This window comes from Candidatus Villigracilis saccharophilus, assembly GCF_016711665.1.
The window spans coordinates 159,493-174,105 of record NZ_JADJSO010000005.1 but is presented as its reverse complement, the minus strand read 5'-3'; the positions used below and the strand labels follow the sequence as shown (position 1 = coordinate 174,105).

The 14,613-nt window shown below is 49.5% G+C and carries 15 protein-coding genes; 5 read left to right on the top strand and 10 right to left on the bottom strand.

Annotated elements, in window-relative coordinates; all coding sequences use genetic code 11:
• From IPL17_RS02950 to fabL, 9 genes are all read right to left on the bottom strand, one after another.
• A partial coding sequence (locus tag IPL17_RS02950; RefSeq protein ID WP_345305586.1) for an FAD-dependent oxidoreductase occupies window positions 1-1,215 on the bottom strand: 1,215 nt, incomplete at its 3' end.
• A gap of 52 nt (window positions 1,216-1,267) precedes the next feature.
• Window positions 1,268-2,146 (bottom strand): NAD(P)H-binding protein, encoded by an 879-nt coding sequence (locus IPL17_RS02945; protein ID WP_345305585.1) that lies wholly within the window; start codon window positions 2,144-2,146, stop codon window positions 1,268-1,270.
• 1 nt (window position 2,147) lies between these two features.
• Window positions 2,148-2,876 (bottom strand): type II CAAX endopeptidase family protein, encoded by a 729-nt coding sequence (locus IPL17_RS02940; protein ID WP_345305584.1) that lies wholly within the window; start codon window positions 2,874-2,876, stop codon window positions 2,148-2,150.
• Between the two features lie 17 nt (window positions 2,877-2,893).
• Window positions 2,894-5,008, bottom strand: coding sequence for an NAD(P)/FAD-dependent oxidoreductase (locus IPL17_RS02935; protein ID WP_345305583.1), 2,115 nt, complete (start codon window positions 5,006-5,008; stop codon window positions 2,894-2,896).
• A 16-nt stretch (window positions 5,009-5,024) separates the two neighbouring features.
• The gene (locus IPL17_RS02930) at window positions 5,025-5,588 is read right to left on the bottom strand and encodes a PadR family transcriptional regulator (protein WP_345305582.1); all 564 of its coding nucleotides are present in this window, start codon (window positions 5,586-5,588) and stop codon (window positions 5,025-5,027) included.
• Window positions 5,589-5,603: 15 nt separating this feature from the next.
• A complete protein-coding gene (locus tag IPL17_RS02925) occupies window positions 5,604-6,440 on the bottom strand; it encodes an NAD(P)H-binding protein (protein ID WP_345305581.1) in 837 nt (278 codons plus the stop codon).
• Between the two features lie 130 nt (window positions 6,441-6,570).
• Window positions 6,571-7,332: a site-2 protease family protein gene (locus IPL17_RS02920; RefSeq protein WP_345305580.1), complete on the bottom strand. Its 762-nt coding sequence runs from the start codon at window positions 7,330-7,332 to the stop codon at window positions 6,571-6,573.
• A 16-nt stretch (window positions 7,333-7,348) separates the two neighbouring features.
• Window positions 7,349-8,284 (bottom strand): multidrug resistance efflux transporter family protein, encoded by a 936-nt coding sequence (locus IPL17_RS02915; protein WP_345305579.1) that lies wholly within the window; start codon window positions 8,282-8,284, stop codon window positions 7,349-7,351.
• A 1-nt stretch (window position 8,285) separates the two neighbouring features.
• Window positions 8,286-9,062, bottom strand: a complete 777-nt coding sequence (gene fabL, locus IPL17_RS02910) for an enoyl-[acyl-carrier-protein] reductase FabL (RefSeq protein WP_345305578.1) — start codon at window positions 9,060-9,062, stop codon at window positions 8,286-8,288.
• A 148-nt stretch (window positions 9,063-9,210) separates the two neighbouring features.
• Here fabL and IPL17_RS02905 point away from each other — a divergent pair, with 148 nt between their 5' ends.
• The 5 genes from IPL17_RS02905 (at window position 9,211) to IPL17_RS02885 (ending at window position 14,123) form a co-directional block, all read left to right on the top strand.
• Entirely contained in the window at window positions 9,211-10,842 is a 1,632-nt protein-coding gene (locus tag IPL17_RS02905; RefSeq protein WP_345305577.1) for a phospholipid carrier-dependent glycosyltransferase, read from the top strand.
• Between the two features lie 14 nt (window positions 10,843-10,856).
• Window positions 10,857-12,047 carry an acetyl-CoA C-acyltransferase gene (locus IPL17_RS02900; protein ID WP_345305576.1) on the top strand — a complete coding sequence of 397 codons (1,191 nt, stop codon included), beginning with the start codon at window positions 10,857-10,859 and terminating at the stop codon, window positions 12,045-12,047.
• Window positions 12,048-12,153: 106 nt separating this feature from the next.
• On the top strand, window positions 12,154-13,182 hold the full coding sequence (locus tag IPL17_RS02895; protein ID WP_345305575.1) for a hypothetical protein: 1,029 nt from the start codon (window positions 12,154-12,156) through the stop codon (window positions 13,180-13,182).
• A gap of 12 nt (window positions 13,183-13,194) precedes the next feature.
• Complete coding sequence (locus IPL17_RS02890; RefSeq protein ID WP_345305574.1) at window positions 13,195-13,776, top strand: hypothetical protein; 582 nt, start codon at window positions 13,195-13,197, stop codon at window positions 13,774-13,776.
• Window positions 13,767-14,123 carry a Gmad2 immunoglobulin-like domain-containing protein gene (locus IPL17_RS02885; RefSeq protein WP_345305573.1) on the top strand — a complete coding sequence of 119 codons (357 nt, stop codon included), beginning with the start codon at window positions 13,767-13,769 and terminating at the stop codon, window positions 14,121-14,123. Before IPL17_RS02890 ends, IPL17_RS02885 begins: the two co-directional genes overlap by 10 nt.
• A gap of 53 nt (window positions 14,124-14,176) precedes the next feature.
• On the opposite strand, the gene IPL17_RS02880 is transcribed toward IPL17_RS02885, so the two are convergent.
• Complete coding sequence (locus IPL17_RS02880) at window positions 14,177-14,611, bottom strand: SufE family protein (RefSeq protein ID WP_345305572.1); 435 nt, start codon at window positions 14,609-14,611, stop codon at window positions 14,177-14,179.
• Between the last annotated feature and the right edge of the window lie 2 nt (window positions 14,612-14,613).

Here is a 14,613-nt window from a genome sequence, read left to right as displayed (position 1 = left end):
TTCACGGATGGAGATTGCCGCTGCCGCACCTTCGCCAACTGCGGACGCCACCTGTTTGATACTGTCGTGCCTCACATCGCCTGCGGCAAAGACACCCGCCATGCTGGTTTCAAAAGCAAGGCGCTCCTCACGCTTTCCTTCAGGCTGTCCATGGGCCAGATCATGTCCAGTAAGAATGAAGCCGTACTTGTCGGTTTTCACGGAATCTTTTGCGAATTCTGTATTGGGTTTTTGGCCGATGAAGATAAATGCCGCTTCAGGTTTAATTTCATCTTTTTCGCCGGTAGCTGAGTCATGAAAATTGATCTTCTTTAGCTTGGAGTTTTCGCCTTCAAACGAGTCAACCGCCACATTGAATTTAACCTCCACCCGTGAAGTTGGCTCGTTGATCTTATCGATCGCGATCTGGCTGGCAGTTAAAGTATCACCGCGCACCAGAAGTGTGACTTTCTCGGCAAAAGTCGTGAGATGCAATCCTTCTTCGCAGGCAGAGTTGCCGCCGCCAACGACAACAATGTTTTTTGCGCCCTTATAAAATGGACCATCGCAAGTGGCGCAAAAATGAATCCCTGCACCGATGAAATCATCTTCACCTGGAACATCCAGCCTGCGGTAGGACGCGCCCGATGCGATCAATATAGCACGGGCGTGATAATGCTTTCCATCGGAGGTATAGACTTCGTTGTAGCCACCATCCGCTTCAAGTCTTTCAACATCCTGCGCCTGCAAAATTTCCACACCAAAGCGTTTTGCCTGCTGGGTGACACGTTCCGCGAATTCCTGTCCACTGATGCCATCAGGAAAACCGGGAAAATTATCCAGCCCCACAGTGATTCCCGCCTGGCCGCCCAAGCCCGAACGTTCGATCAGCAATGTGTCGGCGCCCTCTCTTGAGGCGTAGATGGAAGCGGTCAACCCTGCTGGCCCGCCTCCGATGATGATCAAATCGTAATATGTCTTTTTTGCTTCTGTCTTTAAGTTGAGTTTTTTGGCTAATTCAGCATTGGATGGCTCCACCAAAAATGAACCATCTTCAAAAACTATGGTGGGGATGATTCTCTTGCCGCCATTCTTCGCAATCACAAATGCTTCACCTTCTTTGTCCTCTTCAATATCCACCCAGTTGAACGGAATAAAGTTTTCGCCCAAAAACTTTTTCGAGCGGCGACAATCAGGACACCAATAAGCACCGTAGACAGTAAGTTTCGACTCCATGATTTCTCCTCTGGCTGGCAGATTTTGACTCAGTCACCCAGCAATAGTGAACTCATGAGTTGACGGGCTGGGAGTATCTTTTATTACACCATTCTTTAAGTGTAGTTGCAGGTGCGCCAAGCAGATGGTTGGCTTCATCGGGCGAACCGTCTTCGCCCCAATTTTCGTAATGCTTCATCAGCACCGCCATGCCTTTCCATTCGGTGTTGAAAGTGAGCGCTCCCAACACCGCAAGCATTTGAATGGATATCGGCGCAACCTTCACGCCTGCATACTCTGCGTATATTTTCATCGCCTCGCCCATGGTGAAGGCTTCGGGACCAAAAATATAAAGTTCCTTATTGAGCGTTTCGTCGGTCTGATAACTCTTCGAGACCATGCGCGCGTAATCTTCGGCGGCGATCCAATGCAGTGGGTGGATTTGATTTCCGATCAGAGATATGCTTTTGCCTTGGACGAACATCGGCAGGGTTTCCATGAACCATGAAGCGCGGAATATTGTGTACGGCACGCCGCTGGACTTTAGAGCCGCTTCGCCCTTAAGCTTTGACCTGCTCTCTGGTGTATCGGCTTTTTCCTCGCTGACGGCGTACGCCGAGAGAATAGTCACACGTCCAACGCCAAGTTCTTTTGCAGCTTGAGCAATATCGCGCGTGGCAATGTGATCCATGTGGTCGAAGTCCGCTTCGGTTGGGCCGCCCTTCAAGCTGATGTGGACTCCATCCACGCCAGTCAGCGCGGAGCGCAATGCGGCAGGATCATCCACATCCCCTTTGATAATCTCAAATCCATCGCCTAAAAGTTTTTGCGCCTTCTCAGGATTCCGCGCCAACAAGCGGACGTTGAATCCATCAACCTTAAGTTGTTGCGCCACAGGCTTGCCGAGCATCCCCGTCCCGCCGACAACGAGGATGGTTTTATTGTTCGTCAAATTAACCTCCAATCGTCATCACGATGAAAATCGTCTCAACGATATTCAAGGCTAAATGCGCGGCAAACGGCGCGATGATATTTTTTCGTGACATGCGCAGCCACACGAAGAGTCCTCCCGCGATAATGCCTGTCAGCAGGATGTACCAGAAGCCGCCCGTCCAATGCAAAATGCCGAAGAAGAAACACGAGATCGCAATCGCAGCAGGCTGACTGAATTTTCCCAACAGGCGCGTCAGCCCATAGCCGCGATAAATACTTTCTTCAACGAACGGTGCGAGTAATACATCTGCAATGGCGAAGGGAATGAGGGACGCGCCCAATGCTGTAAACAATTCGCCCGCTGGAACATAATCCCAAATTTGCTGGAGGCTGGTCAACATAGGGGAGAGGATGAAAACATAAAGCAGGGCAAGCACAATTCCAGGGACAGCGCCAATGATCACTTCACGCCACAGTTGCTGACCCTCGCCGATTTTCCAGCCGAGATCCTTCCATGTCATTCCATCACGTTTCATGGATTTCATCAAAATGAATAACAGCCAGATCTGTAATGCCGACAGCTGATACGGTGTGGAGTCGGCGACCATTTGCGGCATCGCTTCCACGTTTTGTCCCTGCGTGACAATACCAAAATAAACAGACGCGAGGACAATCAAGATCAACGCGAGAAGCGGCGCGGCGAGTAGAGTCCACCAGAGGCGGTTGGATTTTGGAACGACATTGTTCATTGTTACTACTCCTGTAATTACACTTTGCTCAACAATTCCAGTGCGTGACGTTCTGGCTCATTGCCTTGGTATGTACCGACCACGCCACCTTGTTCGTCCAGCACGGCGAGACCGACAATTTTGCTCGTGTCACCAAGGCCAAAGCCTTTGGTGGTTTTGCCGTCCCAATCGGGAAGGATGATGACATAGTCCTGCGGGTCTTGTCCCTGCGGAATGGACTTACTCGCTTTATCAAAAGAGTCACGCATGGATTTTTCAGCGAAACTACGGAATAACTTTGGCACAGAATGTAAGTCCACGACGTTGGCGATGGTGATGGATGTGCAGGCTTGATATTCGTCAACAGCGCGGACAGCCTTATTTATTCTTTCTGCGTCTTCGGAGGTATCGGCAGTGTGGAAGAGAAGAACACTGCGCCTGCCAATGGAGTTGAGAGTTACTTGACGACCAGAGCCTGCGGCTTTGAATGTCACGGTTGGGACGGAAGTGGAAGATGTTGACGTGCTGGTCACTGCTTGTTTGACGGGAGCAACTGTCGGCGGGGTGGGAAGCGGGGTTTCATTTTCATCCATATTTGGCGCGGTCATCAATATCACAGGTGTCCCATCCATGTAGCCGATCACCATGCGGGATGTGTCGCGGCCCGAAAGCAGCGCGGCGCTCATGCCGCCGCCGAATGTCCAAGCGCCAGTGAGAAAAAGATTTTTGATGGGCGTTTTTGCGTTTAGGCGCGCGCCGTAGGAGTTATCCACGGTTTGATCGGTGCCATAGATCGCGCCGCCGATGTTGCGGCTGTAGCGCCAGTTGGTGATGGGCGTGCCGACTTCGATGTACTTGATTGACTTGCGCAAACCAGGGATGAGTTTTTCGGTGCGGTCGAGAAGAATTTCGGTCGCGGCTTTTTTCAACTCGTTGTACTGCGGATTGTCGCTGTAGTTTTCAAGGTTGCCGCCCGTGCCCCATTGATTGTCGCTGTTCCAATCGGCGAGCGAAAAAATATTCAGAACCGTCCCGCCTTCGGGTGCGCTGCCGCGATCTGCAATACTGTAATTGGTGATCGAAAGTCCCGTGCGTGCGAAATCGCCGTCCAGCGCGGCTTGATAACTGGCATTGCTGTCGTAACCATCCACCACAAACATTTCGTGATCGGTAAAACCTTCGGCTTGCAGGTCGCGATCCAAACCGAGATACAACACGAAATTTGAAATGGACGGTTTGGCTTCTTCAATGCCACGCACGTAGTCTGCGGGCAAATGTTCACGCCCGACGAACTTGAGCAAAGTATCGGGAGAATTGGCGTTGCTGATGATGACATCCGCTTCGACACGCAAACCCTTCTCTGTGACGACTGCCACCGCGCGTCCATCCTTGATCTCGATCTTGTTAACTGTTTGCTTGTAGCGAACCTCCCCGCCATATTTTTTCAACGTGGCTTCCAGTGCGCGGCTCATCGCCATGCTGCCGCCTTCGGGATAGTACGCGCCCATCAGGTGATAACTGACCCAGGGGAAAATAAAAATAGCAGCATTCAGTTTTTCAGGCGGAAGTCCGTAGTAGCCCCAGAGCGTAGTAAAGGCTGTCTTGAGCTCGCTATCTTGAAGGAACTTGCTCATGTATTCATCCAGCGAAATGTTCATGGCTGACATCATGTTGGGATACAGCGCGGGCATTTTCTCGAGCGGCGGGCGAATCCCCAACTGACCTTCCGCGTCAAAGCGGCGCACCTGCCAATAAGTTTCCACCATGTCCGCAATGATCTTGTGAATACCATCGCGCTCATGCGGGAAGTGCTTTACCATTTCAGATTCGTACATCATTAAATCGGCATACGCCACAATTTTCTGTTTGGAAAACTGAACCGTATAAAACGGGTCAATACGATGGAAGTGAACCTGATCGAACACTTCCAGATCTTTGAGAATGGGATACGACCAGCCGCCAGGCGCCGCCCCGTCCAGCGCGTGCAGGGCAACTTCAAAGCGATACTTTCCGCGCCGAAATTCATGAGCGTATCCGCCAGGGACGGTGTGATGCTCGAGCACGAGAACTTTCTTCCCCGCCTTTGCGAGGTATCCAGCGGCGCTTAGCCCTCCTAGACCTGCGCCGATGATAACTATGTCAAATTTTTCCATTTTATTTTTCCTTTTATTATTTCGGTAATTCCATCTTGGGTAATTTGCGAACGCGCGGCATTGTTTTTTTCAGCCACGCAATTTCATTCTCGTAATAGTCCGTACCGTAATCCAAAGTCAACTGCCAAAGATCACGCAGACGTTTGATGCCAACCTGCTTGAAGTTCTCATCAATATTTGCCTGCGCAACTTCACATTGCTTTAAATATTCCTGAATGGCTTCGATCCGTTTTTCAAACAGGGTGACAATTTCTTCATTTGTAATTCCATGCGCAAAGAAGACTTGAATCAACCACGCCTCGCGTGTGATTTCCAATGGCAGGGGAGTGGATACCCAGCGACGCAGCTCGCCTCTTCCTTCATCTGTGATCTGGTACTGTTTTCTGTTGGGTTTCCCCTCCTGTTGAATGACCTCCGATTCCACGAGGCCTTCTTTTTCCAGATTCTCCAACGCCTTATAAATGTGACTCTGCGTGGCAGACCAAAAATGTGTAATGGATTGATCGAAGAACTTTTTCAAATCATAGCCAGACATAGGTTTGTATTCGAGAAAACCGAGGATTGCATGTGAGAGGGGCATAGTAGTCTCCTTATATTAATTCTTGAGCCAGTCGCTCATGGTTATGGATGGCGCACCAAGGATGGATTCGGCGCCGTTGGGCTGGCTGACCTTGGGTGACTTTTCAAAATAGGCCATCATCTGAACGAAGTCTTTCATCGGCGCACTTCTCATCATCATCGCCAGCATTTTCACGAGCCAGATCGGCATGGATGCGGCTTTGATTCCAGGGTGGCGGGAGTCACAATATTGCTGGAGCGCGTCTGTCATCAACATGGACTTGGGTCCGTTGAGCACGAAGGTCTTATTCGCGGCGGCTTCGGTCTGGTGGGCTTTTGAAACAGCGCGGGCAAAGTCTGCGAGTGAGAGGAAATAATAGGCTTGAGTTTGTTTGCCAAACACAGTGGCGCGGCCGTCGTTGACGAATAATGCAAGCGCGTCCATGAACCAGCTTGGGCGGAGGATGGTGTATTCCACACCACTGCTCTTCAGTACATCTTCCGCCTTGATTTTTTCATCGATCATGGCGTATCCGCGATTCTCGGTCAGGGCAGTTGTGCCTGAGATATAGCTGACGCGGACATTCTTGCGTCCCTGCCTGGCGAGGATCTCTGTCACATCCCTCGTTACTTGAAATTCAGCCTGCCAAGGCACGCTGATGTTGACTCCGCTCACATCCGCAAGCGCTTTTTCGAGGGTGGTTCTATCTTCGAAACTGCCAGTGACGATCTCGACTTTGTCACCGAGTAATTGACGGGCTTTGTCTGCATTGCGAACCAGCACGCGGACGGCAAATCCGTCTGCCAGAAGTTGTTTTGCTACGGGAGCGCCGACAAATCCTGCCGCGCCGATGACGAGAATCTTCTTATCCATGAGTGGTATCTCCTTACTTGATTTATATGTCTATATAGATATATTACTAAATAGGTTTACATCTGTCAAGGGTTAAAAAGAAAACTCCCTGAGAATTCAGGGAGTTTGATATCTGCTCTTTTGCGCCTTTTTAATAACTTCTTCCCGCCCCCCCTTGTAATGCTTGAAAGCTTTGAAATGCCAGCAGACCGAACATGAGCGCCATGTAAGTACTTCTTAAAAATACAAAACCAGCAAATGCAAGCGCCGCGCCTGTAATGACCGAAACCCAAAGCGCAGTACGATATCCATTAAGCGGATCTGTCTGAGTCAGAATATCTCTCAAGATATGACCTCCATCCAATGGCTGGACAGGCATCAGGTTGATAAAGCCCCAAAATATACTGACCCACAACAAGTCCATAACAAGCGAATTCAAAAAATCGCCGCCGATCGGTAGAACTACAATTGGAAATGGGATAAAACCCAGGATAAAGTTTGGGATAACCATGCCGCCGAGGGCCGCAGATATAGCGACTACCAAAGCGGCGAACAAAAACCCCGCAAATGGCCCAGCCAGAGAAATGAAAATTTGCTGGTTCGCTGAGACTGCTACGCTTGCATATCTTCCACCCCATGCGATTGATTCTGGGACGGTCAATCCGCCCCCTAAATGAAGAATGATCTGTGAGTCCTGCCCATAGCGGCGCATGGCGAACGCATGTCCCAATTCATGGATCAGAATACAAACAAAAATGGCGACGATCCAGGTCAGCAGACCGATAATACTGTTGGATGACGATCCGAACAAAAGCGCGATCACCCAAAATAACGGGTGAACGCGTACTGGAATTCCAGTGATCGAGAAGCGCAGATCGAAACGCGTTGGAGGAGGAACTTGAAGTAGAAACATAAATTTGTATTTTCCTTTATTTAGATTGCATGATGATATAGGCGATCAATCCAAAAATAGTTAATGCAACGCCAGTCATTCCAAGCGCACCCGGCCATGCTCCGCTTAGAAAAATGATCTCACCCAAAAGGGAAAAGATGACTTCAAGAGATTGTGTCGCATCTACTGCAGCGATCTCGTGGGGCTCGCGGCATAAATGCCTTGCGTATAAAAAGAGAGTAGTTGCGATCACCCCAGAGAATAATGCCACCAGAGCGGTGCTGATCAACTGTCCATTGGAAGGGGCGGGGGGAGATGTAGACAGGAGAATCGCCATCCAAAACGGGAGCGAGCCCAGGGTTAAGAGCAGGACGCGCGCAAATCCATTTTCCAAAATGGGGTGTTGAATATACGGGATGTGCTTGCTCTTTCCCATCCGCGCTTCCCAAACGAGTTGATTCCCGATCGGGTAGGCGAATGCCGCGATCAAGACAGGCAGTGCGCTGTAGATCAAAGTTTTTGGCGTGGTCAGGGAAACGTGTTCAATGTTGACCAACACTATGCCGATAAAGATCGCCCCAATTAATAACAGTCCTTTGGCCGGAACTTTTCTGCCAAAGAAAATCAGAACGATCGGTGTCGCGAGGATGGTTGTCTGCCAGGTGGTGGCCATGATCCAGCCTGCGGAGTAACTTGCACTGAAGCTGATCAGCGCATAAAAAACGCCGAAGCCGATACTGCCCGCGATGCTCCAGAACAGCCAGTGTTGCAGAAAAATGTTTTTAACTTCGATCAGCACTTTTTTACCCTGCGTCACAAGCAGGATCAAAATTAAAAAAATAAGCATGTAACCAAAACGCAAACTGGCTGTCCATGCCCAGTGACCGCCCGCCAGACTCATGGCACGGTTTAATATGAACGTGCTGCTAAAAAACAATGCCGCCAAACTTCCAATGGTGATGAGCTTGGCCATGTTATTTTGGGATCGGCAACGTGTAGCCGCCATCCACTACAATGGTTTGCCCGACGATCATGGATGCAGCAGGCGAGCAAAGAAATGCAACGACCTCTGCAACTTCTTCAGGTGTGATAAGGCGGCCCGCAGGGACTTGCGCGATAAATTTTTGCAGGATATTTTCCTGGTCGCCCATGGATGCGAAATGATTCAGCGCCTCAGTCTCAACGACGCCGGGTGACACGGCGTTGACATTGATTCCCTTTGAGATCAACTCGACACCCAGATAGCGAGTCAGCGATTCTAAAGCAGCTTTGCTCGCGCCGACCACAATGTAATCTGGCAGCACTCTCGTTGAACCTGCGCTCGAAATGCTGACAATTTTTCCGCCGCCGCGTTTCTCCATCAGCGCCGCAGCACGTTGCGCTGAGAAAAGCAGCGCGCGCGCATTGATGTTCATTGTCCAATCCCAACCCTTGGGCTTCTGTTCCATGGCTGGGCGGTTATACCCCGAAGCCGCATTATGAACGAGGATATCCAATCCGCCAAATTCTTTTTCAATTTCATCGAACAGGCGGGTGATATCATCCAGATCCCCAACATCCGCTTTGACCAGTAATGCGCGGCGGCCAAGTTTTTCGATTTCGCGCGCAATTTCTTCTGCGGAGACGCGGTTGCGAAAGAAATTGATGACAACGTCTGCGCCGTGTTGCGCGAAATGCAGGGCTATGGCTTTGCCGATGCCGCGCCCTGAGCCAGTGACGAGGGCAATCTTGTTTTCAAATAATGGTTTCATTGAATTTTTTTAGTATAACATGTGTACATAGCCCTGAAATTTCACGAAATTTATCTCTACAATGGAATAGGGCTTCATCGCCGTTTATTTATAAATGGTAGAATCAAATTGCATGTAATTCAATTTTTCACATATGGAGTACGTGGTAATGCAAAAGAGATCCATTGTCCTGTTGATTTTACTTCTCATCGGTGCGGGGTATTTTATATTGTTTTGGTTCCCCAATTCCACTGGCGCGCAGGACTTCAATATGACCTTTATTTTTGAGCAGGACGAGCCTGCGCAATATCCGCATGTGATCAGACGATTGGAGATCCGCGATACGATTCCACAAACCCTTTATCGAGTCTTCGCCTATCAGCACTATTATTTCGGATTTCCTTATTATGTTTATTCAGCGCTTGTTTTATTGCCGGCCAGACTCTCCGCTGGCTGGGAAAGTATTTCTCTGAACATGCTGCTCCTTAGGCAGTTCGTAAATACCCTGCCAATGATCGCGGCGATTCTTATCCTGGTTTATTTGCAGACCAGATTTGAATCTTATCTAAAATCAATTTCTCTATTTGTGATTCTGCTGGCTGTGCCCGCGGTTGTCTTCAACAACATGTGGATCCATCCCGACAGCCTTGTATTCCTGTTCATCGTTCTCACTTTCTTCTTCCTCGATAAGGATAACCTGCGGTTCGGGAAAAGTTTTTATCTCGCTGCATTATTCTGCGGGTTGGCGGTGGCGACCAAGCTGATCGGCTTGTTTTTCTTCCTTGCGATTCCATATTATATTTTCCTCGGCTGGCGTCAAGCGCGGATTGACACGCGCAAAGCATTGATCGTGGCGACTTCTTTTGTCGGCATCATGTTCTCAGTATTTGTGCTTGCAAATCCCTTCCTGTTTTGGGCGTCTGAAAGAGCCTTCGCCTGGAAGACCCAGTCTGACCTGCACGATGCCATGGGCGGCGGCTTTATTGTCGCTTATAACAATAGTCCCTTGTTGTGGCTGCAGGTGATCGAAAAATGGTATGGCTTGCTTATTTTTGTTTTATTGGCAGTCGTAGCGGTGGTGATCGGCGCGTTCAAAGGTGAAAAGCGGCTGCTTAATCAATTGATCGCATTTTGGGCATTTCCTTTTATGGCGTATATCGCTGTTGCATTGGTGATCCGCGCCAAGCATTTTCCCCTGCCCATTCTCCTGCCTGTATTTTCGGCACTGCCTGCTTATTTCACATTCTTTGCCTTGCCACCTTTCACAAATCCGCTGGGGGGTTACATAAAGAAAAATGGATTACGCTTGGTGATGTCGATTGCTGGTTTTGCCATCGTCGGTGCGCAGGTTTTTTACAGCCTTGGGCGTGATAGTTCCATGATTCAGGAGAATATTCATCGCGAGGAAACCAGTCCGAGCATTCAGTTTTATGCTGCGCTCGAGCAGGATTATCTTTCAAAAATAGTATTGGATCGCCAACTGGTCATATTTCGGGATGTGATGATGTATGTCCCAAATGAACCGCGTTATGATGACCATTTCAAGTGGGGCGTTTCCAATTATGATATCGCGCTCAAGAATAACCCTGACGTGTTGATCATGAACAAACAGCACTTGTATGATTACACCCAGCCCGGACAATTGGAAACAGCTTCTGATCCCGATTTTGCACTGACCATTCAGTTCTACAATGATATTCTCAATGGGACAGTGGCTGGCTTTACTCAGGCTTATCAGGATGATTTTGGCATTGTTTATGCCAGTACTCCGTTGTATGACCATTTCTTTTCAACCCCTTAATTGGAGAATTTGCAATGTCGGATAAAACAACCGCTGTTATCATAGATGCGATTCGCACGCCAATTGGCGCATTGGGAGGGATTCTTGCCTCGCTTCGCCCTGACGATATGGCTGCACTGGTCATAAGGAATATTCTCGCCCGCAATCAGTTCGACCCCGCGCTGGTGGAAGAAGTCTTTTTTGGCTGCGCGAATCAGGCTGGCGAAGACAACCGCAATGTAGCGCGTATGGCAGCGCTGTTATCTGGTCTCCCGCTTGAAGTCGGCGGTGTGACCGTGAACCGTCTGTGCGCTTCGGGACTCAACGCCATCAACCAGGCAGCGCGCGCCATCAAGGCGGGCGAGGGAGACATCTACATTGCGGGTGGAGTCGAATCCATGAGCCGCGCACCCTATTCACTTCCCAAGGCGGAAGCGGGTTATTCCTTCGGCAATTTAACAGCGTACGATACAGCCCTCGGCTGGCGTTATCCGAATCCTAAAATGAAGGAAATGTACGGGACTGATTCAATGGGTGAGACCGCCGAAAATATCGCCAAAGAACGTCCGCATATCACCCGAGAGAAACAGGATGCGTTCTCGGTGCGATCGCATCAACTCGCCATCGCCGCGATCGACTCGGGTAGATTCAAGCAAGAGATCGTCCCTGTCTCCATTCCTCAAAAGAAGGGCGAACCGAAGATCGTCGACACAGATGAACGCCCGCGCCGTGACACAAGCATGGAATCGTTAGCGAAGCTCAAGCCCGCTTTCGCCAAAGATGGGGGAACTGTTACTGCGGGAAATTCGTCTGGATTAAATGATGGAGCCTCCGCTTTACTGATCATGAGCGAAGAAAAAGCCAAAATATTGAACCTCAAACCCTTGGCACGGATCGTAACCTCAGCATCGGCTGGCGTACCTCCGCGCGTGATGGGATACGGCCCCATTCCAGCTACGAAGAAAGCCCTTGTGCGCGCAGGTTTGAATATTCAGGATATTGGTTTGATGGAATTGAACGAGGCCTTTGCTGTTCAATCTCTGGCTGTGATCGAAGGCTTGGAAATTGATCCCGACTTGGTCAATGTGAACGGCGGCGCGATCGCCATCGGGCATCCGCTTGGTTGTTCGGGCGCGCGGCTTGTCACGACACTTGTGCATGAAATGAGATTGCGCGGCAATGTGAAATACGGCGTGGCAACTTTGTGTCGGCGTCGGTCAGGGTGAAGCGACGGTCATTGAATATCTTGAGTGATGCTGGTCAAAGGTTGAAAGTCAAAAGTCAAACCAACCTTCGACCTTTGACTTTTGACTGTGCTTTTATGGAGATCAAATGAAAAAAAATATTGTTTTCTCCCTCCTTCTTTTCCTACTCATCACCGCCTGCGTTGCTCCTGCGAAAACCACCAATGTTGAAAACACAGCGACTCCCACCAGGCCTGTTCAATTTACTCCGATCCCCACGCTCACTGCAAAAGTTCAGACCGCGGTTCAACCAACTCTTACACCTCCCGCCATGCCAGTCGGTCAATTGAATGAGATTAAGTTCAAAGCCAATGGAACCTATGTGGATATCACAGACACCATTGCGTTGGGCGCAAACAAAACATATTCCATCAATGCCATGAAGGGACAGATCATGTCCATCTCCATTCTTCCGCAGATCCCCGATGGCAGTTGGGGATACATTCCCATGCAGATCCAGGGCGCGGATGGAAGTATTCTTTGCCCGCAGCTCCCTGATGCTGAATGTATGTTTTGGCGCGGCGCACTGCCCGCGACACAGGATTATTTTGTGACACTCACGCCCAACGGCGACGTGCCTCAATTTACTATGCGTGTTACAGTCAACCCGCCCGGGAAAAAGTCTCAAGATTTTCAGTATAGCAATTCCCAAACTGGTATTTCATTAACCTATCCCGATTCTTTTGTTCCCGCGCTCCCTGTTGTAGGAAATTACAAAATAAGCCCCGAATTGACGCTTCACTATATTGACTCGCAAGCATATGACAAGACGAATCTTAGCGAAGTTTATTTGTTTGTCAGCTCCGCGTCCGATGGGCAAACTGTCGCGACATGCACAGACCCAAACCCCAATGGCGGCGGACCCGAACAATTGATTGGCAATGAGGTTGTCAATGGATTCGATTTTGTTCACAGCACTGCCGAAGGCGCGGGCGCGGGCAATTACTATCAGCAGGAAATTTATCGAATGGTCAATAAAAATATTTGCTATGAAGTGATCTACTTTATCCATTACACAAATATTGGCAATTACACGCCCGGTACTGTCACTGAGTTTGACAGCAATGCCATCATGCAAAGCCTGGGTGATATTTTTGACACGTTCAACATTAAATAACTGGATGCAGAAATGACCCATAGAAGTTTCGTTGCGTCTTTTCTGATCCTGACTCTGGCAACCCTCTCCTGTGGATTGATTTCACCCGCATCCATCTCACCGATGCCTGATCCTATCCAACCAACAATTCCAGTGCCGACGGTTCCTGCACCGACCCTGACCGCCGATCAACTTCAGAAGGCCCAATATCAACTCGGTGCACGCGACGATCGCGCATCTGTGCAGTTGACCGATGGTCAATGGCAGCAGGGCACAGATGCCACTACGCTGGATTTTGCTCATGTGAGTATGAGTGAATTCACCTCGCTTGGAGATATTACGGGTGATGGCGTTGATGAAGCCGCGGCGATCTTTTTTGAGAATTATGGCGGCACAGGCAATTTTGGTTTTCTTGCCATTTATACCAATGTGAATGGCTTGCCCGTATTCCTATCTTCCACAATGATCGATGACCGCCCGATGATCAATGGTCTTGCCATTGAAAGCGGTGAAGTATTCCTTGATGCGGTCATCCACGGATTTGAAGACCCGGATGTTGTCCTCAATTACCGACCACCCGAAGGTATGCGTTGGTTAATAATAAATTGCGCATAACCAATTACACGACTGCCACCCCTGACGGAGCGATTCGCAGCATTGAGATCATGTCTCCCGCCGATGGGACACAAGTCACTGAGTTTGTGCAGGTGAATGGAACGGTCAGTATTGCTCCGTTTGAAAATAACCTGTCCTATTTCATTTACGATGAAGCTGGTAATCAACTTGGTGTTGGCCCTATTACAGTCACTGCGCCTGATTTTGGTGCGCCCGGCACCTTCAGTGAGTTAATTCCGCTGGCAGGGATTCCCGCGGACACAACCATCTATTTGGAAATCCACGACCTCAGCGCAGCAGATGGCTCTCTATTGGCTTTGGATGCGGTGAAATTGATCGTGAAATAGAATTCCAAAAGGACCTAAAATAAAATCAGCCCCGTATAAGAACGGGGCTGATTTTATTTACCATTCATCAAATTAACTGCGGTTTGTTTCATGTGCGCCAGCACGCCTCGAAACCCGTTAAGACGCTGCCCGGAGATGGCTTCCTCCAAATTCATGGGAGCAAAGAAATCTGCTGGCACTGCCAGAATTTCCTCGGGCTTGCTGCCATTCAATCCGCTGGCGAGAATACATGCCAAACCCTGCACGGTGGGGGATTGCGGGGGAATGTCAAAGTGAAAGGTCACGCCGCCGTCATCTTGTTTTTCGCCAAATAGAAACACAGGTGTCATGCACTCAGGGATGGGTTCCATCTTCGCGCGTTCTTCAGCAAAGCGCTCTGGCAAAGTTGGCAATGACTCGGCGTAACCGATCAGCGTTTCAATTTTTTCTTCGCGGCTCATACCGGCGAAGTCATCCACGATCTCTTGTAATTTAGGAGGTAAGGACATAA

What these genes read in the sequence shown, in the direction of transcription:
- IPL17_RS02940 (WP_345305584.1), bottom strand. Translation starts at nt 2,876, where the DNA reads ATGAACAATGTCGTTCCAAAATCCAACCGCCTCTGGTGGACTCTACTC.
- IPL17_RS02935 (WP_345305583.1), bottom strand. Translation starts at nt 5,008, where the DNA reads ATGGAAAAATTTGACATAGTTATCATCGGCGCAGGTCTAGGAGGGCTA.
- IPL17_RS02930 (WP_345305582.1), bottom strand. Translation starts at nt 5,588, where the DNA reads ATGCCCCTCTCACATGCAATCCTCGGTTTTCTCGAATACAAACCTATG.
- IPL17_RS02925 (WP_345305581.1), bottom strand. Translation starts at nt 6,440, where the DNA reads ATGGATAAGAAGATTCTCGTCATCGGCGCGGCAGGATTTGTCGGCGCT.
- IPL17_RS02920 (WP_345305580.1), bottom strand. Translation starts at nt 7,332, where the DNA reads ATGTTTCTACTTCAAGTTCCTCCTCCAACGCGTTTCGATCTGCGCTTC.
- IPL17_RS02915 (WP_345305579.1), bottom strand. Translation starts at nt 8,284, where the DNA reads ATGGCCAAGCTCATCACCATTGGAAGTTTGGCGGCATTGTTTTTTAGC.
- fabL (WP_345305578.1), bottom strand. Translation starts at nt 9,062, where the DNA reads ATGAAACCATTATTTGAAAACAAGATTGCCCTCGTCACTGGCTCAGGG.
- IPL17_RS02905 (WP_345305577.1), top strand. Translation starts at nt 9,211, where the DNA reads ATGCAAAAGAGATCCATTGTCCTGTTGATTTTACTTCTCATCGGTGCG.
- IPL17_RS02900 (WP_345305576.1), top strand. Translation starts at nt 10,857, where the DNA reads ATGTCGGATAAAACAACCGCTGTTATCATAGATGCGATTCGCACGCCA.
- IPL17_RS02895 (WP_345305575.1), top strand. Translation starts at nt 12,154, where the DNA reads ATGAAAAAAAATATTGTTTTCTCCCTCCTTCTTTTCCTACTCATCACC.
- IPL17_RS02890 (WP_345305574.1), top strand. Translation starts at nt 13,195, where the DNA reads ATGACCCATAGAAGTTTCGTTGCGTCTTTTCTGATCCTGACTCTGGCA.
- IPL17_RS02880 (WP_345305572.1), bottom strand. Translation starts at nt 14,611, where the DNA reads ATGTCCTTACCTCCTAAATTACAAGAGATCGTGGATGACTTCGCCGGT.